Annotated in this window: 21 protein-coding genes and 1 pseudogene; 21 read left to right on the top strand and 1 reads right to left on the bottom strand. The window is 72.8% G+C overall.

What is annotated here, in order from left to right:
- Positions 1-56: 56 nt before the first annotated feature.
- From ACI797_RS15050 to ACI797_RS14990, 13 genes are all read left to right on the top strand, one after another.
- Positions 57-1568 carry a potassium/proton antiporter gene (locus ACI797_RS15050; protein WP_456859504.1) on the top strand — a complete coding sequence of 504 codons (1512 nt, stop codon included), beginning with the start codon at positions 57-59 and terminating at the stop codon, positions 1566-1568.
- A gap of 95 nt (positions 1569-1663) precedes the next feature.
- Positions 1664-2995, top strand: a complete 1332-nt coding sequence (locus tag ACI797_RS15045; RefSeq protein ID WP_456859503.1) for an extracellular solute-binding protein — start codon at positions 1664-1666, stop codon at positions 2993-2995.
- Positions 2992-3954, top strand: coding sequence for a carbohydrate ABC transporter permease (locus ACI797_RS15040; RefSeq protein ID WP_456859502.1), 963 nt, complete (start codon positions 2992-2994; stop codon positions 3952-3954). Before ACI797_RS15045 ends, ACI797_RS15040 begins: the two co-directional genes overlap by 4 nt.
- Complete coding sequence (locus ACI797_RS15035) at positions 3954-4787, top strand: carbohydrate ABC transporter permease (protein ID WP_456859501.1); 834 nt, start codon at positions 3954-3956, stop codon at positions 4785-4787. The genes ACI797_RS15040 and ACI797_RS15035 overlap by 1 nt, the downstream gene beginning before the upstream one ends.
- A 49-nt stretch (positions 4788-4836) precedes the next feature.
- Positions 4837-6099, top strand: coding sequence for an ABC transporter ATP-binding protein (locus ACI797_RS15030; protein WP_456859500.1), 1263 nt, complete (start codon positions 4837-4839; stop codon positions 6097-6099).
- A 2-nt stretch (positions 6100-6101) separates the two neighbouring features.
- Positions 6102-7748: a glycoside hydrolase family 13 protein gene (locus ACI797_RS15025; protein WP_456859499.1), complete on the top strand. Its 1647-nt coding sequence runs from the start codon at positions 6102-6104 to the stop codon at positions 7746-7748.
- Between the two features lie 6 nt (positions 7749-7754).
- On the top strand, positions 7755-8450 hold the full coding sequence (locus tag ACI797_RS15020; protein ID WP_456859498.1) for a lipopolysaccharide kinase InaA family protein: 696 nt from the start codon (positions 7755-7757) through the stop codon (positions 8448-8450).
- Between the two features lie 143 nt (positions 8451-8593).
- Entirely contained in the window at positions 8594-9721 is a 1128-nt protein-coding gene (locus ACI797_RS15015) for an ABC transporter ATP-binding protein (protein ID WP_456859497.1), read from the top strand.
- Positions 9722-9821: 100 nt separating this feature from the next.
- Positions 9822-11126: an ABC transporter substrate-binding protein gene (locus ACI797_RS15010; protein WP_456859496.1), complete on the top strand. Its 1305-nt coding sequence runs from the start codon at positions 9822-9824 to the stop codon at positions 11124-11126.
- An 80-nt stretch (positions 11127-11206) separates the two neighbouring features.
- A complete protein-coding gene (locus ACI797_RS15005; protein ID WP_456859495.1) occupies positions 11207-12190 on the top strand; it encodes a carbohydrate ABC transporter permease in 984 nt (327 codons plus the stop codon).
- On the top strand, positions 12187-13119 hold the full coding sequence (locus tag ACI797_RS15000) for a carbohydrate ABC transporter permease (RefSeq protein ID WP_456859494.1): 933 nt from the start codon (positions 12187-12189) through the stop codon (positions 13117-13119). The genes ACI797_RS15005 and ACI797_RS15000 overlap by 4 nt, the downstream gene beginning before the upstream one ends.
- 37 nt (positions 13120-13156) lie before the next feature.
- A complete protein-coding gene (locus ACI797_RS14995) occupies positions 13157-14491 on the top strand; it encodes a glycoside hydrolase family 36 protein (protein ID WP_456859493.1) in 1335 nt (444 codons plus the stop codon).
- Between the two features lie 29 nt (positions 14492-14520).
- Positions 14521-15753 carry a DUF4032 domain-containing protein gene (locus ACI797_RS14990; protein WP_456859492.1) on the top strand — a complete coding sequence of 411 codons (1233 nt, stop codon included), beginning with the start codon at positions 14521-14523 and terminating at the stop codon, positions 15751-15753.
- Positions 15754-15765: 12 nt separating this feature from the next.
- On the opposite strand, the gene mqo is transcribed toward ACI797_RS14990, so the two are convergent.
- Complete coding sequence (gene mqo / locus ACI797_RS14985) at positions 15766-17304, bottom strand: malate dehydrogenase (quinone) (RefSeq protein ID WP_456859491.1); 1539 nt, start codon at positions 17302-17304, stop codon at positions 15766-15768.
- A 98-nt stretch (positions 17305-17402) separates the two neighbouring features.
- Here mqo and lspA point away from each other — a divergent pair, with 98 nt between their 5' ends.
- From lspA to ACI797_RS14945, 8 genes and pseudogenes are all read left to right on the top strand, one after another.
- On the top strand, positions 17403-18197 hold the full coding sequence (gene lspA, locus ACI797_RS14980; RefSeq protein ID WP_456859490.1) for a signal peptidase II: 795 nt from the start codon (positions 17403-17405) through the stop codon (positions 18195-18197).
- Positions 18198-18233: 36 nt separating this feature from the next.
- Entirely contained in the window at positions 18234-19181 is a 948-nt protein-coding gene (locus tag ACI797_RS14975; protein WP_456859489.1) for an RluA family pseudouridine synthase, read from the top strand.
- Positions 19182-19198: 17 nt separating this feature from the next.
- A complete protein-coding gene (locus ACI797_RS14970; protein WP_456859488.1) occupies positions 19199-19990 on the top strand; it encodes a CPBP family intramembrane glutamic endopeptidase in 792 nt (263 codons plus the stop codon).
- Positions 19987-20418, top strand: a complete 432-nt coding sequence (locus ACI797_RS14965) for a GNAT family N-acetyltransferase (RefSeq protein ID WP_456859487.1) — start codon at positions 19987-19989, stop codon at positions 20416-20418. The genes ACI797_RS14970 and ACI797_RS14965 overlap by 4 nt, the downstream gene beginning before the upstream one ends.
- A 38-nt stretch (positions 20419-20456) precedes the next feature.
- Positions 20457-20909: a PadR family transcriptional regulator gene (locus ACI797_RS14960; protein ID WP_456859485.1), complete on the top strand. Its 453-nt coding sequence runs from the start codon at positions 20457-20459 to the stop codon at positions 20907-20909.
- A pseudogene (locus tag ACI797_RS14955) lies at positions 20791-21237 on the top strand (ATP-binding cassette domain-containing protein); the annotation flags it as partial. The gene ACI797_RS14960 and the pseudogene ACI797_RS14955, both read left to right, overlap by 119 nt.
- Positions 21238-21335: 98 nt before the next feature.
- Positions 21336-21599 (top strand): hypothetical protein, encoded by a 264-nt coding sequence (locus tag ACI797_RS14950; protein ID WP_456859562.1) that lies wholly within the window; start codon positions 21336-21338, stop codon positions 21597-21599.
- Positions 21596-21907, top strand: a complete 312-nt coding sequence (locus tag ACI797_RS14945) for a hypothetical protein (protein WP_456859561.1) — start codon at positions 21596-21598, stop codon at positions 21905-21907. Before ACI797_RS14950 ends, ACI797_RS14945 begins: the two co-directional genes overlap by 4 nt.
- The last annotated feature ends 64 nt before the right edge of the window (positions 21908-21971 follow it).

The raw sequence follows: 21971 nt of genomic DNA, 5'->3' as shown, positions 1-21971 counted from the left end.
CGTCCCGGCCCCGAAACATCCGTACGGGAGACTGCGCGCGTGGACGGGGCGGCGCGGTGAACACGACGGTCACCGTGGCGCTGGCCGTCGGCGCCCTCGTCGTGCTGACCGCGGCCGTCGCCCTGCGCCTGGCCGACCGGCTCGGCCTGCCCAGCCTGCTCCTGTACCTCCTGCTCGGGATCGCCCTGGGCGAGGCCGGTGCCGGGGTCCAGTTCGAGGACTTCTCGCTGACCCTGACCCTGGGGTACGCCGCCCTCGTCGTCATCCTGGCGGAGGGCGGCCTGACCACCCGGTGGCCCGACGTCCGGCGCAGCATCGGGCCGGGGCTGGCGCTGTCCACCGTGGGCGTGGCGGTGAGCGTCGTCGTCACGGCCGCGATCGCGGTCTGGCTGCTGGACCTGCCATGGGCGTTCGCGCTGCTCCTGGCCGCCGTCGTGAGCTCCACCGACGCCGCCGCCGTCTTCGCGACCCTCCGCCGGCTGCCGCTGCCGCGGCGCATGGTCGCCGCCCTGGAGGTCGAGAGCGGGCTCAACGACGCGCCGGTGATCCTGCTGGTCGCCGTCCTGGCCGAGCGGCTGACCGGCGGTTCCGACGAGCCGTGGTGGCTCACCGGGCTGCTCATCGTCGGCGAGCTCCTCGGCGGCGCGGCGGTCGGCCTGCTCATCGGGTTCGCCGGCGCCGAGCTGCTGCGCCGCTCGGCGCTGCCGCTGTCGGGCTTCTACCCGCTCGCGACCCTCGCGCTGTGCGTCCTGGCGTACTCGTCGGCCGTGCTGCTGCACACGTCCGGGTTCGTGGCCGTCTACCTGTGCGGCCTGGTGCTGGGCAACGTGACGCTCCCGCACCGCGCCGCGACGATCGGCTTCGCCGAGGGCATGGCCTCGCTGGCGCAGATCGGCCTGTTCGTCCTGCTCGGCCTGCTCGTGTCGCCGGACCGGCTGGACGGCGCAGTGGGACCGGCGCTGGTGGTCGGGCTCGCGCTGCTGCTCGTCGCCCGGCCGCTGTCGGTGGCGGCCAGCCTGGTCTGGTTCCGCATGCCGTGGGCGCAGCAGGCCTTCATCTCCTGGGCCGGGCTGCGCGGCGCCGTCCCCATCGTCGTGGCGACCATCCCGCTGACCGCCGAGGTGCCCGGTGCGACCGGCATCTTCGACACCGTCTTCGTCCTCGTCGTGGTCTTCACCGTGCTGCAGGGCCGGTCCCTGCCGTGGGTGGCCCGGCGGCTGCGCATCACCGGGCCGGTGGCGCCGCGCGAGGTGCAGGTCGAGTCGGCCCCCCTCGAGGAGCTTGACGCCGACCTCATGCAGATGACGATCCCGGCGGGCTCCCGACTGCACGGGGTGTACCTGCCGGAGCTGCGGCTGCCCGAGGACGCCGCCGTCGTGCTCATCGTCCGCGACGGCCGATCGTTCGTGCCGGACCACACCACCCGGCTCCGGCGCGGCGACCAGGCCCTGCTCGTCGCGGCCCGCCGGTCGCGGGCCGAGGCGGAGCGGCGGCTGCGCGCGGTCAGCCGGGCCGGCCGGCTGGCCAGCTGGCGGGGGGAGCACGGCGCCCCCGGCGGGGCCGACTGACACGCCCGGTCGCACGAGGGGTTTGACACCCTTTGTGATCTGCATCACCCTCGATTCGGCGCGGGGGCCAGGCTGAGCGACGCCAAGCGGAGGCGATGACCGTGCCGCACGCCCCTCGATCCACCGCAGCCCGTGCCCCCGGCCGCCGTGGCCTGGCCGGCACCGCGGTCGCCGTGGTCCTGGCGTCGGGGCTGGCCGCGTGCGGTGGAGGGGACGACTCGGGGGCGCCGACGCTCACCTGGTACATCAACCCCGACTCCGGAGGCCAGGCGGAGATCGCCTCGCGGTGCAGCGAGGCCAGCGACGGGCGCTACAACATCGAGGTCTCCCAGCTGCCCCTCAACTCCGAGGGGCAGCGGGAACAACTGGTGCGCCGACTCGCGGCCGAGGACGAGTCGATCGACCTCATGAGCCTCGACGTCGTGTTCGCTCCCGAGCTCGCCCAGGCCGGCTTCCTCGCCCCGGTTCCCCCGGACGTGGCGGAGCGGGTCAGCGAAGGCGTCGTCGCGGGCTCCATCGAGTCGGCGACGTGGGACGACGAACTGGTCGTCATCCCCTTCTGGGCGAACACGCAGCTGCTCTGGTACCGGAAGTCGGTCGCCGAGGCCGCGGGCCTGGACATGACCCAGCCGGTCACCTGGGAGCAGCTGATCACGGCGGCGCAGGACCAGGAGAAGCTCCTCAACGCGCAGGGCCGGCGCTCGGAGTCGTTGACGGTGTGGGTGAACGCGCTCATCGAATCGGCCGGCGGGCACATCATCGCGGAGAACTCCACCGACCCGGACGAGATCCAGCTGGGGCTCGACTCCGCCGCTGGGGAGCGGGCCGCCGAGGTCATGCACGACGTGGCCGTCTCCGGCGTCGTCGGGCCTGCCTTCTCCACGGCGGGCGAGGCCGAGAACTCCGTGGACTTCGAGGGCGAGGACGCCGGGTTCATGGTCAACTGGCCCTTCGTCTGGGCCCAGGCGCAGACGAAGGTCGAGGCGGGGACCCTCGACCAGTCCGTGCCCGACGACTACGGCTGGACGCTCTACCCGCGGGTGGACGAGGACACGCCGTCCGCACCGCCACTGGGTGGGATCAACCTCGGCGTCTCGGCGTTCAGCCGCTACGCGGATTTCGCCTACGAGGCCACCGAGTGCATCACCAGTGACGAGAACCAGGCGTACTACATGAACACCAACGGCAACCCCGCGTCGTCCGTCGCCGTCTACGACGACCCGGAGGTGCAGGAGGTCTACCCGATGGCCGACACCATCCGGGAGTCCCTGGCACTGGCGGCACCCCGTCCACTGACCGCGTACTACAGCGAGGTGACCGGGGGCCTCCAGCGCGAGTACCACCCGCCGGCGAGCGTCGACGCCGACACCGGCAGGCAGGCGACCGACTTGATCACCGCCGTACTCCGAGGGGATGAGCTGCTGTGACCACCACGACGCTCCCGCCCGGCGGCAAGACCGAACCCGTCTCGGCGCCGCCCGGCGGCATCACCGACCGCTCGCGGGCCGAGCGCCGGCTGGGCTGGATGCTGGCCGGACCGGCCTTCGCGGTGATGCTCCTGGTCACCGCCTACCCGATCGTGCAGGCGGTGTACTACTCGCTGTTCCAGTACCGGCTCACCGACCCGGAGAACCGGTCGTTCGTCGGCTTGGGCAACTACGGCGTCATCCTGACCGACCCGCTGTGGTGGCAAGCGGTCGCGGTGACCGTGTTCATCACCGTCGTCACCGTCGTGGTGGAGCTCGTCCTGGGTTTCGCCCTGGCGCTGGTGATGTCCAAGGCCCTGAAGTCGCTCCGCCCCGTCCTCCGGGCCGCGATCCTCATCCCCTACGCCGTGATCACGGTCGTGTCGGCGTTCTCGTGGCAGTTCGCCTTCAACATCACGACCGGCTTCGTGAACAGCTGGTTCGCCTGGCTGCCCGGCATCAGCGCGGACACCGACTGGTTCGGCGAGAAGTGGACCTCGCTGCTGGTGATCTGCCTCGCCGAGATCTGGAAGACGACGCCGTTCATCTCCCTGCTGCTGCTCGCCGGCCTCGCCCAGGTGCCGGACGTGCTGCAGGAGGCGGCCCAGGTGGACGGCGCCACGTGGTGGCAGCGGATGCGGCGGGTCACGATCCCGAACATGAAGGCGGCCATCATGGTCGCGGTGCTGTTCCGGACCCTGGACGCGTTCCGCATCTTCGACAGCATCTTCGTGATGACCGCGGGGGCCAACGGCACAGAATCGGTGTCGTTCCTGGCCTACCGGCAGACCATCTCGCGCGTCGAGATCGGCCTCGGGTCGGCCGTCTCGGTGCTCCTCTTCCTCGCCGTGGTCCTCATCGCCTTCGGCTTCATCAAGGGGTTCAAGATCGACCTGGCCCAGGCGAGGGGGGAACGCTGATGTCCACGCGGGAGAAGACCTGGTGGTGGATCGCCGGGGTGGTGATCCTGCTCTACTGCCTGTTCCCGATCGCTTGGATCATCTCGCTGTCGTTCAAGCCGCCGGCGGACATCGCCAACGGCCAGTTCCTGCCCAGCAGCCCGTCATGGGAGAACTACGCGGTCATCCTGACCGGGTCGGCGAGCAACCTCTTCCTGCCGGCGCTGCGCAACTCGTTCGGCATCTGCCTCATCGCGACGTTCATCTCCTGCATCCTGTCGATGTTCGCCGCCTACGCCATCGCCCGGCTGGACTTCCCCGGCAAACGGCTCATCCTGTCCGCGGCGCTGGGCGTGGCGATCTTCCCGGTGATCTCGATCGTCACGCCGCTGTTCAACCTCTGGCGGCAGATCGGGCTCTACGACACCTGGCTCGGGCTGATCATCCCGTACCTGTCGCTGACCCTCCCGATCTCCATCTGGACCATGTCGGCGTTCTTCCGGGAGATCCCCTGGGAGATGGAGCAGGCGGCCCAGGTCGACGGTGCGACCACCTGGCAGGCCTTCCGCAAGGTGATCGTCCCGCTCGCGGCACCGGGTGTGTTCACCACGGCGATCATCGCCTTCTTCATCGCCTGGAACGACTTCGCGTACGGCATCTCGCTGACGTCGACCAGCCAGGCCCGGCCCGTCCCCGCTGCGCTGGGGCTCTTCTCCGGCGCCTCTCAGTTCGTCAGCCCGAACGGGCCGATCGCGGCGGCCGCGGTCGTCGTGACGATCCCCGTCGTCGTCCTCGTCCTGCTCTTCCAGCGGCGCATCGTCGCCGGGCTCACCAACGGCGCGGTCAAGGGCTGACCCCCGCCGGACCGCTCCTCCCCATCGACTCCTTGCGAGGGACGACCCCATGGCTTCCATCGAGATGCGCAACATCGTCAAGCAGTACGGCGACGGCTTCCCGGCGGTCAACGACGTCACCCTGGACGTGGCCGACGGCGAGTTCATGATCCTGGTCGGCCCGTCCGGCTGTGGGAAGTCGACGCTGCTCCGGATGATCGTCGGCCTGGAGGACATCACCAGCGGGGACATGATCATCGGCGGGACGCGGGTGAACGAGAAGGCACCGCGCGAGCGGAATCTGTCGATGGTCTTCCAGAACTACGCCCTCTACCCGCACCTGAGCGTGTTCGAGAACATCGCCTTCCCGCTGCGGCTGTCGAAGACGCCCGAGGACGAGGTCCGCCGGCGGGTCACCGAGGCCGCCGACGTGCTGGAGCTGCACGAGCACCTCGAGCGCAAGCCGGCGAACCTCTCCGGCGGCCAGCGCCAGCGGGTGGCGATGGGGCGGGCGATCGTCCGGCACGCCGAGGCGTTCCTGTTCGACGAGCCGCTGTCCAACCTCGACGCCAAGCTGCGCGGGCAGATGCGCACCGAGATCTCCCGGCTGCAGCGCCGCCTGGGCATCACCACCGTCTACGTGACGCACGACCAGACCGAGGCGATGACCCTGGGGGACCGGGTCTGCGTCCTCCGCAAGGGCCGGATCCAGCAGGTGGCCTCGCCCCGCGAGCTCTACGAGCAGCCGGTCAACCTCTTCGTGGCCGGCTTCATCGGGTCCCCGCCGATGAACTTCCTGCCGGCGACGCTCGAGGGCGACCGGCTGCAGACGCCGTTCGGCGCCATCCAGCTCGACGAGAAGCGCGCCGCCGCCGTCACGGGCCGTGACCTGCTGCTGGTCGGGATCAGGCCGGAGTACTTCGAGGACGCCTCGCTGGTCGACGACGCCAAGCGCCCCTACGGCTCGGTCTTCCGCGCCCGGGTGGACGTGACCGAGTGGCTGGGCGACTCGCAGTACGCCTACATCCCGTACGAGGCGCCCGAGGCGGTGGAGCGGCAGCTGCGGGAGCTCTCCCGCGAGCTCGACTCGGAGGAGCTGCGCACCCAGGCCATCGTGTCCATCGACTCCACCAGCCGCATCCGGACCGGCCGGGAGGCGGAGTTCTGGCTGGACACCCGCAAGGTGCACGTGTTCGACCCGCAGACGGGCGACAACCTCACCCGGGACGCGGAGGCCGGCGCCGAGCTGACCCGGCTGGCGGCGCAGGACCGGGTCGAGGAGGTGGAGGAGGCCCGGGCCGAGGCGGGGCGGAGCAGCGTGGGCGCCGCCTGAGCGTGCCGCCGCGCCCGGGCCGCCCGTGGTGGTGGTCCGCCGTCGTCTACGAGGTGTACCTGCGCAGCTTCGCCGACTCCGACGGCGACGGCATCGGTGACCTCGGCGGGCTGCGCGCCCGCCTGCCCCACCTCGTGGACCTGGGCGTCGACGCCCTGTGGATCACGCCCTGGTACCCCTCGCCCATGGCCGACGGCGGGTACGACGTCCGCGACCACCGCGACATCGACCCCGCGTTCGGCACGCTCGACGACGCCGACCGGCTCCTCGACGAGGCCCACCGGCTCGGGCTGCGCGTGGTGGTCGACCTGGTGGCCAACCACACCTCGCAGGAGCACCCGTGGTTCGCCGCCGCGCTCGCCGGCGGACCGGGGGCGCCCGAGCGCGAGCGCTACGTCTTCCGCGACGGCCGGGCCGGGGGAGCGGAGCCACCGAACGACTGGATCAGCGCGTTCGGCGGGCCGGCCTGGACCCGGGTGGCCGAGCCCGACGGCGGTCCCGGCCAGTGGTACCTGCACACGTTCGCCCCCGAGCAGCCCGACCTGAACTGGGACGACGAGGCCGTCCGGGAGGAGTTCGACGACGTCCTGCGGTTCTGGCTGGACCGGGGGGCGGACGGCATCCGGGTCGACGCGGCGCCGGCCCTGGCGAAGGTGGCCGGGCTGCCCGACGCGGGGCACGCCCCGGACGCGCTGTTCGAGTCCGCCGCGTGGGTCGGCAACCCCCACTGGGACGTCGACGCGGTGCACGAGATCTTCCGGCGGTGGCGCCGGATCGGCGACGGGTACGCCGGCGACCGGGTCTTCGTCGCCGAGGCCGTGGTCAACGGGCCCGAGCGGCTCGCCCGCTACCTCCGCCCGGGCGAGCTGCACACGGCGTTCAACTTCGACTTCCTCCGGTGCCCGTGGGAGCCGGCGGCCCTGCGACGGGTCGTCGACGACAGCCTGGCCGCCCTGAGCGCGGTGGGCGCGCCGGCCACGTGGGTGCTGTCCAGCCACGACGAGACCCGGCACGTCACCCGCTTCGGCCGGACGGCGACCGGGGCGGGCGTGATGGGGTTCGACGCGGGCACTGCGGCGTCCGACCTCGCGCTGAGGCTGCGCCGCGCGCGGGCAGCGGCCCTGCTCGTCCTCGCGCTGCCCGGGACCGCCTACCTCTACCAGGGGGAGGAGCTGGGCCTGCCCGAGGTGGAGGACCTGCCGGTGGAGGCCCTGCAGGACCCCACCTGGGAGCGCTCGGGTCGCACGGTGCGCGGGCGCGACGGCTGCCGGGTGCCGCTGCCGTGGGAAGGCGACACCCCGCCGTTCGGGTTCAGCGCGGACGGCGTCGAGCCCTGGCTGCCGCAACCGCCCACCTGGGCGGACCTCACCGTCTCCGCCCAGCGGGCCGACCCCGCGTCCACGCTGAACCTCTACCGCGCGGCGCTGGCCGCCCGCCGCCGTCACCTGACCCCGGACGGCCCGGACCTGCGCTGGCTCGAGCACGGGGACGGCGTGCTGGCCTTCGCGCGGGGCCCGTCGTTCCGCTGCGTCGTGAACTTCTCCGGACCGGCCGTCCCGCTCGAGCCCGGGGCGCGCGTCCTGGTGTCGAGCGCGCCGGTCGGGGACCGCCTCCCCGCCGACACCGCGGCCTGGCTCGAGACCTCCTGAGCCGGCGTGGGCGTCGCGGGCCTCGGGGAGCTGCCGTGGCACCTCCCGCTGGAACGGTGGCCGGCGGACCGGCTCGTCCCGGTCCCCGGGGTCGGGCTGTCCCGCCACGTGGTGCGCTTCGCGGCCGGTGGGGACGGCGTCGTCGCGCTCAAGGAGATCCCGGAGCGCGTCGCCCGGCGCGAGCTGCGGCTGCTGGCGCAGATCGGCGACCGGGGTCTGCCCGCGGTCGAGGGGCTCGGGGTCGTCGCCGACCGGCCGGGCGACCTCGACGCCGTCCTGCTCACCCGGTTCCTCGACGGCTCGTCGTCCCTCCGCGCCGTGCTCGCGGCACCGGCGACCGCGGCGGAGGCGGGGGAGCTCCTCGCCGCCCTCGCCCGGCTGCTGGTGGTCCTGCACCGGGCGGGCGTCCTCTGGGGTGATTGCTCGCTGTCGAACACCCTGGTGCGCCGCGAGGCGGGGAGCGCCGTCCTGCACCTGGTCGACGCGGAGACCGCGGAGGTGCACGAGCGGCTCTCCCGGGGCCAGCGCGAGCACGACCTGGAGGTGGCGCTCGGCCGGGTGGCCGGAGAGCTGCTCGACCTGCGGGCCGGGGGTCTCCTGAGCCCGGAGGTCGACCCGTTCGCGGCCGCGGAGGACCTCGTGGCCCGCTACCGGAGCCACCGGGACGGGGGAGACGCGGTGAGGGAGATCACCGGCAGGTAACGGTCGTGATCAGTTGGGCGACCTCATGTGGCGTGGCCCACAGGCGCATGCCAAGGTTCCGGTGAACGCACAGGGGACCAGCGCGACCGCCCGGCCGGCGGTCCGCCCGCCCGGTGCACGGCAGAGCGGAGAGGACGCACGGCATGGCCGCCATCACGTACGACCACACGACCATCCAGTACCCCGGCGCGGAGCGGCCGTCGGTCAACGCGCTCAACCTCGACATCGCCGACGGCGAGTTCCTCGTCCTGGTCGGCCCGTCGGGCTGCGGCAAGTCGACCTCCCTGCGCGCGCTGGCCGGCCTGGAGGCGGTGAGCGAGGGGTCGATCCGGATCGGCGACAAGGACGTCACGCACCTGCCGCCCAAGGAGCGCGACATCGCGATGGTGTTCCAGAACTACGCGCTCTACCCGCACATGACCGTCGCCGACAACATGGGCTTCGCGCTCAAGATCGCCGGGATGAAGAAGGAGGAGATCCGCTCCCGCGTCGAGGACGCGGCGAAGATCCTCGACCTCGAGCCCTACCTCGACCGCAAGCCCAAGGCGCTCTCCGGTGGTCAGCGCCAGCGCGTGGCGATGGGCCGGGCGATCGTGCGGCACCCGCAGGCGTTCCTGATGGACGAGCCGCTGTCCAACCTCGACGCCAAGCTGCGGGTGCAGACCCGCACCCAGATCGCCGCGCTGCAGCGCCGGCTCGGCGTCACCACCGTCTACGTCACCCACGACCAGGTCGAGGCCATGACGATGGGCGACCGGGTGTGCGTGCTCAAGGACGGCTACCTGCAGCAGGTCGGCACCCCGCGCGAGCTCTACGACCGGCCGGACAACGTGTTCGTGGCCGGGTTCATCGGCTCGCCGGCGATGAACATCGTGGACCTCCCGCTGCGCCAGGACGGCGCGGTGATCGGCGACCGCGTGCTGCCGCTGCAGCGCGAGGTCCTCGGCGCGCTGTCCGGCGAGAGCGCCCAGACGGCGACCGTCGGCTTCCGGCCGGAGGCGGTGCACCTGGTCGGCGCCGGGGAGGGCTTCCCGTTCGAGGTGGTCGTGGTCGAGGAGCTCGGCTCCGACGCCTACGCCTACGGCACGCTGCACGCCGGCCAGGGCGAGGGCGGCGGCGACAAGCTGCTCACCATCCGCGTGCCCGCCAAGACCCCGCCCATGAAGGGCGAGACCGTCCACATCGCGATCCACCCGGAGGAGCTGCACGTGTTCTCGGCCGAGTCCGGCCGGCGCGTGTCCGGCGAGGTGGCCGCCGCCTCGTCGGCCTGACCACCCGCTCCACGAACGGCCGGCGTCCGCGCCGCGCCGTTCTCACCCGACCCTGCTTCCCCGTACCGCTGAGCCCAGGCAAGTGTCCGAAGGAGTGCACATGCGCATCAGATCCACCATCGGGGCGGTGGCCACGACCGGTGCCGTCGTGGTCCTCACCGCCGGCTGCCTGAGCGAGGGCGGCGGGGGTGGGGGCAACGAGAACACCAGCAACAACATCACGGTCATGTACGCCTTCTCCGGTGGTCAGGAGGAGGGCTTCCAGGCCGAGGTGAGCGCCTGGGCCGAGGAAAACGACGTCAACGTCGAGTTCCAGCAGACCGGCAACTTCAACCAGCTGATCAACACCCGGGTGCAGGGCAACGACGCACCCGACGTGGCGCTGTTCCCGCAGCCGGGCATCATGCGCCAGATGGCCGAGCAGGACCTGCTGCTCGACCTCTCCGACGTCGTCGACCAGGCCGACCAGGACGCGATGGTCCAGGGCTTCCTGGACATCGGGAAGGTCGACGGCGCGCTCTACGGGGTGCCGATGAGCATCAACGTCAAGAGCATCGTGTTCTACCCGTCGGGGCCGGTCCAGCAGGCCGGCATCACCGCGCCGGAGACGTTCGAGGACCTCCAGGCGCTCAGCGACCAGGTCGCCGCCACCGGCACCTCGCCCTGGTGCTTCGGCATCGAGTCGGAGGCGGCCACCGGCTGGCCGGCGACCGACTGGGTCGAGAACCTGATGCTGATCAACTACGGCATCGACGTCTACAACGAGTGGGTCAACCACGAGATCCCGTTCAACGACGAGCGGGTGCTCGAGGTGCTCAACCAGATGGAGGACCTGCTGCTCGCCGAGGGCATGACCAACGGCGGCCGGCAGTCCATCGCCAGCAACAACTTCAACACCGCCGCGAACCCGATGTTCGACGAGCCGCCGGGCTGCTACATGTACCGGCAGGGCAACTTCGTCGCCCAGGAGGGCGGCTTCCCCGACGAGGTCCTCTCCGACATCGACAACACCGTCGGCGTCTTCCCGATGCCGGGTCAGACGGCCGAGGAGCGCCCGGTGCTCGGCGGCGGCGACCTGGCCGGCGTCTTCAGCAAGGAGAACGAGTCGGCCCAGGCGCTCGTGCAGTTCCTGGCCTCGTCGGAGTTCGGGACGACGGAGTACGGGGCGAGCGGCAACTGGATCTCGCCGCGGACCGACTTCGACGTGAGCCTGTACCCGAGCGAGACGTGGCGGACGATCTCCTCGATCGCCTACGAGTCCACCGAGTTCGCCTTCGACGGTTCCGACCAGATGCCCGGTGAGGTGGGCTCCGGGTCCTTCTGGCGGGAGATGACCGCCTGGATCAGCGGTGGGCAGGACGCCCAGACGACCCTCGACAACATCGAGGCCAGCTGGCCGGCGTGACGCCGCGCCGGGGTGCCGGGCGGTCCTCCGCCCGGCACCCCACCCCTCGCTGACCCGCCTGCCCTCTCGGGAGGTCCCCGGTGACCATCAAGATCTTGAACGCGCTGATCGCCGTCATCGGCGGTGTGGTCGGCGCGGTGCTCCTGTACTACCTGCTGAACAAGATCGCGGAACTGCTGCCCGGCCGCTGGGAGGACCGGGTCAAGCCGTACCTGTACCTGCTGCCGGTCCTGGCGGCGATCGGCCTGTACCTGATCTACCCGACCATCCAGACCGTCGTGTACAGCTTCGCCAACGCGGCGAGCACCGAGTTCGTCGGCGTGGAGAACTACACGTCGCTGCTCGGGTCGTCGGGCTTCCAGAACACCCTGTTCAACACGCTGCTCTGGATCATCGTCGTCCCGGCGGGGACCATCGTGCTCGGTCTGCTGATCGCCACCCTGGCCGACCGGCTCAAGCCGCGCAGCGAGAAGTTCTCCAAGACCCTGATCTTCATGCCGATGGCGATCGGCGCGGTCAGCGCCGGCGCGATCTGGCGGTTCGTCTACCAGGCCAACCCGCCCACGCAGAACCAGATCGGCCTGCTGAACGGGATCTGGACCGCCTTCGGCGGCGAGCCGGTCAACTGGCTGCAGATCTCGACCCTGCGGTTCAACAGCTTCCTGCTCATGGTCATGCTGCTGTGGCTGCAGGCCGGCTTCGCGATGGTGCTGCTCTCCGCGGCGATCAAGGGCGTGCCGACCGAGACCCTGGAGGCCGCCCGCCTCGACGGGGCCAGCGAGCTCGCCATCTTCTTCCGGATCATCATCCCGCAGATCCGGACGACGATCATCACCGTGTTCATCACGGTGCTCATCACGGTGCTGAAGACCTTCGACATCGTCTACGTGATGACGAACGGCAACTTCAACACCAACATCATCGCCGTCGACTTCTTCAACCAGCTGTTCACGAACAACAACGCGGGCCGGGCCGCCGCGATCGTCGTGATGCTGATGATCGTGATGATCCCGATCCTGGTCTTCCAGGTCCGCCAGTTCCGTGCCGAGGAGGCCGCGCGATGACCGGCAGCCAGACCGTCGCCCCGGTCCAGGTCCCCAAGGAACCCACGGCTGTCGGGTCCCGTGCCGGGCGGGGCCGCAAGCACGACCCGACGACCCGCGCGTCGATCTGGGTGCGGATCGCGATCGTCATCATCTGCCTGCTGTGGGTCGTCCCGACCTTCGGCCTGGCGATCACCTCGTTCCGCGAGCAGGACGACGCCACGCGGACCGGCTGGTGGACCATCTTCACCTCGCCGGCCAGCCTGACGCGGCTGACCCTCGAGAACTACGGCGAGGTGTTCGAGCGGGCCGACATGGGGACGGCGTTCGTCAACAGCCTGGCGATCACCGTGCCGGCGACGATCATCCCGATCCTGATCGCCGCGTTCGCCGCCTACGCGTTCACCTTCATGCAGTTCCCGGGCCGGGACTTCCTGATGATCCTCATCGTCGGCCTGCTCGTGGTGCCGACGCAGGTGGCCCTCGTGCCGCTGCTGAAGATCTACGGCGACCTGGGGATCAACGGCACGTTCCTCGCCATCTGGCTGGCGCACATCGGCTTCGGCATGCCGCTGGCGGTGTACATCATCCGGAACTACATGGCGACGCTGCCCAAGGAGGTCATCGAGTCGGCGAAGATCGACGGGGCGAGCCACTTCCAGACCTTCTGGCGGCTCATCCTGCCGATGTCCACGCCCGTGCTCGCGTCGTTCGCGATCTTCCAGTTCCTGTGGGTGTGGAACGACCTGCTCAACGCGCTGGTCTTCGTCGGCCCGGGTGGCAACCAGCCGCTCACCATCGCGCTGGTGCAGCTGCTCGGGCAGCAGGGCCAGGGCTGGCAGCTGCTCACCGCGGGCGGCCTGTTCACGATGATCGTGCCGATCATCGTGTTCCTGTCGCTGCAGCGGTACTTCGTCCGCGGCCTCACCGCCGGTTCGGTGAAGGGCTGAGAGCGGGGGAGGGACCGTCGCGGCACGGCCCGGTGCGATGACCGGTGAGGAGATCGCGCGGGTCGCCGTGGACCGGGAGCGGGCGCTGGTCTACGAGCACGGCTGGCAGTCGTGGAGCCCCACGACCGCCTACCGGCTCGACCAGCGCCCGTACCGCCCGGTCAGCGACGACCGGCGGATCGGCAACTACCACCCCGAGCGGACGGCCCCGCACGACGCCTTCTGGGGCGAGGGGCTGCTCGCCGTCGACCCGGGGACCGGCGAGGGCGTGCACGTCGTCGCCACGTCCCGGACCGACGGCGACATCCCCTCCGTCCGCGCCGAGGTGGTCGGCGACGAGGTGGTGGTCACCGGCGGCGCGGAGCTGGTCCACACCGTGGACGACGGCGGGGGCGGGCTGGACGCCGCCCTCGCCCGCTGGGGGGACGGCTTCGCCGCGGCGGCCGGCGTCGGCCCGCTCGCGCCGCCGCCGACGGCGTGGTGCTCTTGGTACCACTACTTCGAGCGGGTCACCCAGGACGACGTCGAGGAGAACCTCGTGGCCATCGGCGAGCTGGGGCTCGAGGTCGACGTCGTGCAGATCGACGACGGCTACCAGGCCGAGATCGGCGACTGGCTGACGCTGTCCGAGCGCTTCGACTCCCTCGACGACATCGTCGGCCGGATCCGGGCCGCCGGCCGGCGCGCCGGGATCTGGGTGGCGCCGTTCCTGGTGGGGGAGCGCTCGGCCCTCGCCCGCGAGCACCCCGACTGGCTGGTCGGCGACGTCGTCGCCGGCCGCGGGTGGGGCGCCCAGGAGCTGCGCTCGCTGGACACCACCCATCCCGGCGCCGAGGCCTACCTGCGCGAGGTCTTCGGCACCCTGCGCGCGACCGGCATCGACTACTTCAAGATCGACTTCGTCTACGCGGGTGCCCGCGAGGGCCGGCGGGCCGATCCCTCGGTGTCCGGGGTCGACGCCTACCGGCACGGGCTGCGGGTCGTCCGCGAGGCGATCGGCCCGGAGTCGTACCTGCTCGGCTGCGGTGCGCCGATCCTGCCCAGCGTGGGGCTGGTCGACGCCATGCGGGTCGGACCGGACATCGCCCACCACTACGAGCCGCTCGACGGCGACCTGTCGCAGCCCTCGCAGCGGGCGGCGGCGCAGAACAGCCGGTGGCGGGCCTGGCAGCAGGGGCGGTTCTGGGTCAACGACACCGACTGCCTGGTCGCCGGGCCGCACGTGGAGCGGCGCGAGGACTGGGCCCCTGTCGTCGAGGCCTGCAGCGGCCTGCGCAGCAGCAGCGACCGGCTCCGCGGGCTCGACGAGTGGGGGCTCGAGGTCACCCGGCGGCTGCTGCAGCGGGGGCTGGTCGACCCGCTCGTACCCTGACGTCCGCCCGACTTCCCCGGGAGGCCGCCGTGCACTTCGTCTTCAGCCCACCCGCCGAGGCGGCGGCCGGGCTGCTCGACCTGCCCTGGGACCAGCCGCTCGAAGACTGGACCGACGACCGGCTCACCGAGATCCCGCAGCGCGGCATCTCGCGGCACGTCGTCCGGTTCGTGGCCGAGAGCGGGGAGGTGTTCGCGCTCAAGGAGATCGACGAGCGGCTGGCGCGCAAGGAGTACGCGCTGCTGCGCCGGCTCAAGGACCTCGGCATCCCCGCCGTGGAGGTGCTCGGCGTGGTCGTCGAGCGGCCGAACGACCTCGAGGCCATCCTGGTCACCCGGTTCCTCGACTACTCGTCGTCCTTCCGGGCGCTGTTCGGCAACCCGCGCGGGGCGCACATGACCGACCGGCTCATGGACGCCCAGGTCGAGCTCCTCGCCCGGCTGCACCTGGCCGGCTTCATGTGGGGCGACTGCTCGCTGTCGAACACCCTGTTCCGCTTCGACGCCGGGGCGCTCACCGCCTACCTCGTCGACGCCGAGACCGCCGAGGTGCACGAGCGGCTCTCCCGCGGCCAGCGCGAGTACGACCTGGAGCTGGCGCACGAGCGGGTGGCCGCCGAGCTCATGGACCTGCAGGCCGGCGAGCTGCTCGGTGAGGACATCGACCCGCTGCAGGTCGCCGACGAGCTGGTGCACCGCTACAACCACCTCTGGTCCGAGCTCACCGACGAGGAGGTGATGAGGCGCGAGGAGCAGCGGTACCGGATCGCCGAGCGGATTCGCCGGCTCAACGACCTGGGCTTCGACGTCGACCAGGTCGAGATCATCGACGACCCCAGCGGCGGCAGCCGGCTGCGGATGACCACCCGCGTCGCCGAGCCCGGGCGGCACCGCCGCGAGCTGCTCGCGCTCACCGGGCTGGACGTGTGGGAGAACCAGGCCCGCCGGCTGCTCGCCGACATCGCCAGCTTCCGCGGCTGGCTGGAGCAGCAGCAGCAGCGCAAGGTCCCGCTCGCCGTGGCGGCCGGCCGGTGGCTGCGCGAGATCTACCTACCGGTCATGGCGATGGTGCCCGACGACCTGCGCACGCGGCTGGACGAGGCGGAGATCTTCCACGAGATCCTCGAGCACCGGTGGTTCCTGTCCGAGGCGGCCGGCCGGGACGTGGGCACGACGGCGGCGGCGCAGGACTACGTCCGCAACGTGCTGCCCCAGGTGCCCGACGACCTGGTCACGCCCCCGCCCGTGCCGGCCGACGGCTGACGCCGGGGCCGTTCAGCCGTTGAGCTCCAGGGTCTGCGTCGTCTCGGCGCGGACCTGCTCCAGCAGGACCGGGTCGTCGGCCAGCGAGCGGCCGTAGGAGGGGATCGCCTCCTGCAGCGCCGGCCGCCAGGCAGGGATCCGGTCGGGGAAGCAGCGCTCGAGCAGCGTGAGCATCGCCGAGACCGCCGTCGAGGCCCCCGGCGAGGCGCCGAGCAGACCGGCGATGGTGCCCTCGGCGCCGACCACCAGCTCGGTGCCGAACTGGAGGACGCCGCGGCCGGTCGCCGGGTCGCGCTTGATGACCTGGACCCGCTGGCCGGCGGTGATCATGTCCCAGTCGTGCGCCTCGGCCTCGGGCACGAAGTCGGTGAGCGTGCGGTGCCGGGCGTCCCGCGACTGCAGCAGCTCCGAGACCAGGTAGCGGGTGAGCGCCAGCTCGGTGCGGGCGACGCCCAGCATCGAGCCGATGTTGTCCGGCCGGACGCTGCGCGGGAGGTCGACCAGCGAGCCGGCCTTGAGGAACTTGGGGGAGAAGCCGGCGTAGGGGCCGAAGAGCAGCGAGTGGTCGCCGTCGATCAGCCGCAGGTCCAGGTGCGGCACCGACATGGGCGGCGCGCCCACCGCGGCCTGGCCGTAGACCTTCGCCTGGTGCTGCGTGACCAGCTCCGGCGAGGTCGTCCGCAGGAACTTGCCGCTGACGGGGAAGCCGCCGAAGCCCCCGATCTCGGGGATGCCGGCGCGCTGCAGCAGCGGCAGGGCGCCGCCGCCGGCGCCGACGAAGACGAACCGGGTGCGCAGCACGACCTCCTCGCCGGTGACGGCGCTCTTCACCGTCACCCGCCAGCGGCCGTCGTCCTCCCGGCGCAGGTCGTGCACGCGCTGCCGGGTGTGGACGTGCACCCCGCGGCGGTCGGCGTCCTCGAGCATCAGCCGGGTGAGGGTGCCGAAGTTGACGTCGGTGCCCGCGACCGCGCGGGTGGCGGCCACCACCTCGCGCGGGTCGCGGCCGGCCATCATCAGCGGGATCCATTCGGCCAGCTCGGCCTGGCCCTCGGCGTGCTCCAGGCCGGCGAACAGCGGCTGGCGGGCCAGCGCCTCGAACCGGTTGCGCATGTAGGCGCGGCCGTCCTCGCCGGTGACGAAGCTGATGTGCGGCACCGGGGTGATGAACGCCTTGGGCGAGCCCTCGGACATGCCCTCGCGGACCAGGTGCGACCAGAACTGCCGCGAGACCTGGAACTGCTCGTTGATCGCCACGGCCTTCGACGGGTCGACCCGCCCGTCCGGACCCGCCGGCGTGTAGTTGAGCTCGCAGAGGGCGGCGTGCCCGGTACCGGCGTTGTTCCAGGCGTCGGAGCTCTCACCGGCGACGTCGGCGGCGGACTCGAACACCGCGACCGACCACTGCGGGGCGACCACCCCGAGCAGCGCCGCGAGGGTCGCGCTCATGATGCCGCCACCGACGAGGACGACGTCGGGGTTCGCGCTGTCGGGGAGTGCTGCACCAGTCTCGGAGGTGCCGGCCTCGGGGCCGCCCGCTTCGAAGCTCACGTCTGCCTTTCCTCGCCACCCGGTGGAACGCTCCCTCCGATCGTCGGACGGATGCGGCCCTGACATGCGGTTTCGGGCCTGTGAGGAATCTCCGGTCCATGACCTTCGCCACGTTCCCGGCCCGAGATCGGGCGTTTCGCCGCCGGCGGGTGCGGTGCGCGTCACCCCGAGGGGGGAGTGGCGGCACGCCGCCCGCCGCGGCCGGCTCCGGCGGCGGGCGCCGTATCGTCGTCGGCGCACACGCGGCCGCCGGCCGCCCGGACGTCTGGAGCACCGCCCTGGCCGAGCACAGCGACCCCGACGCGGCGGGCACCCGGCCGGTGCCCGACGGCACCGTCGCGGCCGCCGGACGACCGCGGACCCGGCTGCTGCTGACCCTCGCCGCGACCGTGCTCGTGCTCGACCTGGTCACCAAGCTGCTCGTCGTCGCCACCATCGACGAGGGCGAGAACATCCGGCTGCTCGGCGGTGCCCTCTACCTCACGCTGTGGCGGAACACGGGGGCCGCGTTCTCCTTCGCCGAGGGCATGACGGTGGTGTTCAGCCTGATCGCGGCCACCGTCGCGGTGGTCATCGTGCGCAGTGCGCGGCGGATGTGCTCGACCCCGTGGGCGATCGCCCTGGGCCTGGTGCTCGGCGGCGCGGTGGGCAACCTCATCGACCGGGTCTTCCGGGCGCCGGGCTTCCTGCAGGGCGGCGTCGTCGACTTCGTCTCGGTGTTCGCCCCGAACGGCGAGTTCTTCCCCGTCTTCAACGTGGCCGACTCCGCGATCGTCTGCGGCGGCATCCTCGGCGCGCTGCTCGCCGTGCTCGGCGTCGAGTTCGACGGCAGCCGGACCCGCGCGAAGGCCGACGCCGGCACCGACGAGGAGGGTGGCGCGGCGCGCGGCTGACGCCGTGCGGCCGGGCCGCTGCCGTGGCCGGTCACAATGGGGGGTGTGACCTCGTCCTCCGGCCTCCACCGCGCGCTCCCCGTGCCGGACGGGCTGGAGGGCCAGCGGGTCGACCAGGCGCTGTCGCGGCTCTTCGGCCTCTCCCGGACGGTGGCCGCCGAGCTGGCCGACGCCGGCGGGGTGCAGGTCGACGGCCGGGTGCGCGGCAAGGGCGACCGGCTCACCGGCGGCAGCTGGCTGGAGGTCGAGCTCCCGCCGCCGCCCGGCGTGCCCGCGCCGCCCGAGCCCGTCGAGGGCCTCGCGGTCCTGCACGACGACGACGACCTCGTGGTGGTCGACAAGCCGGTCGGCGTGGCCGCCCACCCCAGCCCCGGCTGGGAGGGGCCCACGGTCATCGGCGGCCTGGCCGCGGCCGGCTACCGCATCTCCACCTCCGGCGCCGCCGAGCGGCAGGGCGTCGTCCACCGGCTCGACGCCGCCACGACCGGGGTCATGGTGGTGGCCAAGAGCGAGCGCGCCTACACCGCGCTCAAGGCCGCGTTCAAGGAGCGCACGGTCGAGAAGGGCTACCACGCGCTCGTCCAGGGCCACCCCGACCCCTCGCGCGGCACCATCGACGCCCCGATCGACCGCCACCCGCGGCACGACTGGAAGTTCGCCGTCGTCAGCGGTGGACGGCCCTCGGTCACGCACTACGAGGTGGTCGAGGCGTTCCCGGCCGCCAGCCTCGTCGACATCAGGCTGGAGACCGGCCGCACCCACCAGATCCGGGTGCACTTCTCGGCCATGCGCCACCCCTGCGTCGGCGACACCACCTACGGCGCCGACCCGACCCTGGCCGCGCGGCTGGGCGTCGCCCGGCAGTGGCTGCACGCCGTCCGGCTCGGGTTCCCGCACCCCGCCGACGGGCGCTGGGTGGAGTTCACCAGCGAGTACCCGGCCGACCTGGCCGGTGCGCTGGCCGTCCTGCGCGCCGAGTCCTGAGGGGAGGGGCCCGAGCCGTGGACTGGCTGCCCGAGTCCCTCGACGCCTGGGGTCCGGCGGCGCTGGCCGCCGTCCTGCTGGCCGGGTACCTCGTCGCGGGCGAGCCGCTGGCCGGCTACGTGCTGCACCGGCGCTTCGAGGGGCGGCTGCAGCACGACCCGACGGCCCGCCGCTCCTTCTACCGGCGGCTGCTGGTCCTCGAGTGGGGGCTGTCGGTCATCGCCGCGATCGTCTGGGCGGCGGCACCCGGCGTCGGCCTCGCGGCGGTGGGGGTGCGCTGGCCGCAGTCCTGGCCGGGGCCGGTCACCGGGGCCGCCGTCGTCCTCGTGCTGGTGTTCCTCCTCTACTCCCTGCGGGCGATGGCGTCGGGCGCGCTGCGCGCCGCGTCCGAGCAGCTGCCCCGCCGGCGCGGCGACGGGCGGCACGCCGACCCGGGCGTGCACGCCACCCTGGCGCTGCTGCCGCGCACCACGGGGGAGCGGCGGCTGTTCACGGTGGTGGGCCTGACGGCCGGGATCTGCGAGGAGTGGCTGTACCGCGCGTTCTTCCTGGCCGTCGTGTCGGCGCTGCTCGGCGCCCCGCCGCCGTGGGTGCTGGTGCTCGTCGCCGCCGCCGCGTTCGGGCTGGCGCACGCCTACCAGGGCGTGGCCGGCGTCGTCACCACCGCGGTGCTCGGTGCGGTGCTCGCCGCGCTGTACCTGGAGACGGGGTCGCTGCTGCTGCCGGTGCTCCTGCACGCCGCCATCGACCTGCGGTTCCTGCTGGTCCCGGCGTCGGTGCTGCCCGCGCTGACCCGGAGCGCCCCGTGACCGCCGAGGTGGCCCGCCCGGCGGACCGGCCGGCGATCGCCGCCCTGCGCACGCGGGTGTTCGTCGACGAGCAGGGCGTGCCGCCCGAGATCGAGCAGGACGACGCCGACGCCACCGCCGTCCACGCCGTCAGCCGGGACGCGGCCGGGCGGGTGGTCGCCACCGGCCGGCTGCTGGACCGCGGCGGGACCGGGGTGATCGGCCGGATGGCCGCCGACCCGGCCGTCCGCGGGCAGGGGCACGGGGCCGCCGTGCTCGCCGTCCTGCACGCCGAGGCCGCCCGGCTCGGCTTCGCCGTGGTCGAGCTGCACGCGCAGGTGGCGGCGCGCCGCTTCTACGAGCGGGCCGGCTACGCCGCCGTGGGGGAGGAGTACCTGGAGGCGGGCATCCGGCACGTGACCATGCGGCGGCGACTCGCCGAGGAGTAGATAGCGCCGCTGTACAGCTCGGCGCTGCGTTCTCGCGCATGGCGGACGACCGACGGGCGCAGTGGCTGCGCGGCGTGCTCGCCCTCGGCGTGCTGGCCGAGCTGGGGCGGGGCGAGTCCTACGGCTACGGCGTGGCCCGGGCGCTGGAGGAGCTGGGGCTCGGGCCGGTGCCCGGCGGCACGCTCTACCCGGTGCTCGGCCGGCTGGAGCGGGCGGAGCTGATCCGCTCGCGGTGGGTGGACTCCGCGGCCGGCCCGCCGCGCAAGTACTACGCGGTGACGGCCGACGGCGTCGCCCTGCTCGAGCGCGAGCGGGGGGAGCGGGCGTCGTTCGCCGGCCGGGTCGGGGCGGCGCTGGCCGTGGGGGCGGGCGGTGAGCGCCGCGGAGTGGCTGGCCGAGCTCGGCCGGTCCCTGCGCCGCGAGAACGTCGAGGCCTGGCACTGCGACCAGGTGCTGGCCGAGACCCGCCAGCACCTCGCCGGAGGCGGTGAGGACCCGCTCTCCGCGTTCGGCCCGGCCGCCGAGTACGCCCGGGTGGTCGCCGTCGAGCTGGCCGGGGCCGCGGCGCCGGCGTCGGTGGCGCCGCCGCGGCTGCTCGTCGAGGGGATCACGAAGAGCTACCGGCGCCGGGTCGTGCTCGACGGCGTGGGCCTGGCCGTGGCGGCGGGGGAGGTGGCCGCCGTCGTCGGGCCCAACGGCGCCGGCAAGTCGACCGTGCTGCGCATCTGCGCCGGGCTGGAGAGCCCCGACGCGGGCAGCGTCACCGTGACCAGCGGCCTCGGGTACTGCCCGCAGCAGCCCGCGCTGGTCGACCTGCTGCGCGCCGACGAGCACTCGAGCTGGTCGGCGCCGGGCGCGGCCTCTCCCGCGCGGCGGCGCTCCGCGCGGGGGCCGAGCTGGCGGCCCGGCTGGACTGGGTGCCCGACCGGCGCACGGTGGGCGACCTGTCCGGCGGCACCCGGCAGAAGCCCAACGTCGTCCTGGCCGCGCTGGGCGACCCGGCGGTGCTGCTGCTCGACGAGCCGTACCCGGGCTTCGACGGCGAGTCCTACCTCGACTTCTGGGAGCAGGTCTGGCACTGGCGCGACGAGGGGCGCGCCGTCGTCGTCACCCACCGGCCCGAGCAGCTCAAGCGGGTCGACGCCGTCCTCGACCTGGGCCGTGCGCGGGTGCTCCGGTGAGGCGGGTGCGGGTGGTGGCGCGGTCCACCGTCGTCGAGCTGCTGCGCCGCCGTGCCGTGGTGGCGCTGCTGTTCCTCGTGCCGCTGGCGTTCTACCTGGTCCGGCACCACCTGGTCGGGCAGTCGATCCGGCAGGCGACCGTCGGGATGGCGTGGGCGCTGTCCACCTGGACCGTCGACGGCACCGACGGCGGCTACGTCCGGCGGGCGCTGCTGCACGCGGCCGCGGTCGTGGTCCTGCTCACGGCCGGGACGGTGCTGGCGCGGGCCCGCGCGCTGCGGCGGCGGCCGCACCTGCGGCTGCTGTGACGGATCGGTCCACCTGTGGCCGACACGTTCTGTCAGACCCTCGGCGTAGACCTGCTCGAGTGCG

The sequence above is a fragment of the Geodermatophilus sp. SYSU D00691 genome, from assembly GCF_054050275.1.
Note: the sequence above shows the minus strand (reverse complement) of the source record. Positions and strands in the feature narration are given on the sequence as shown.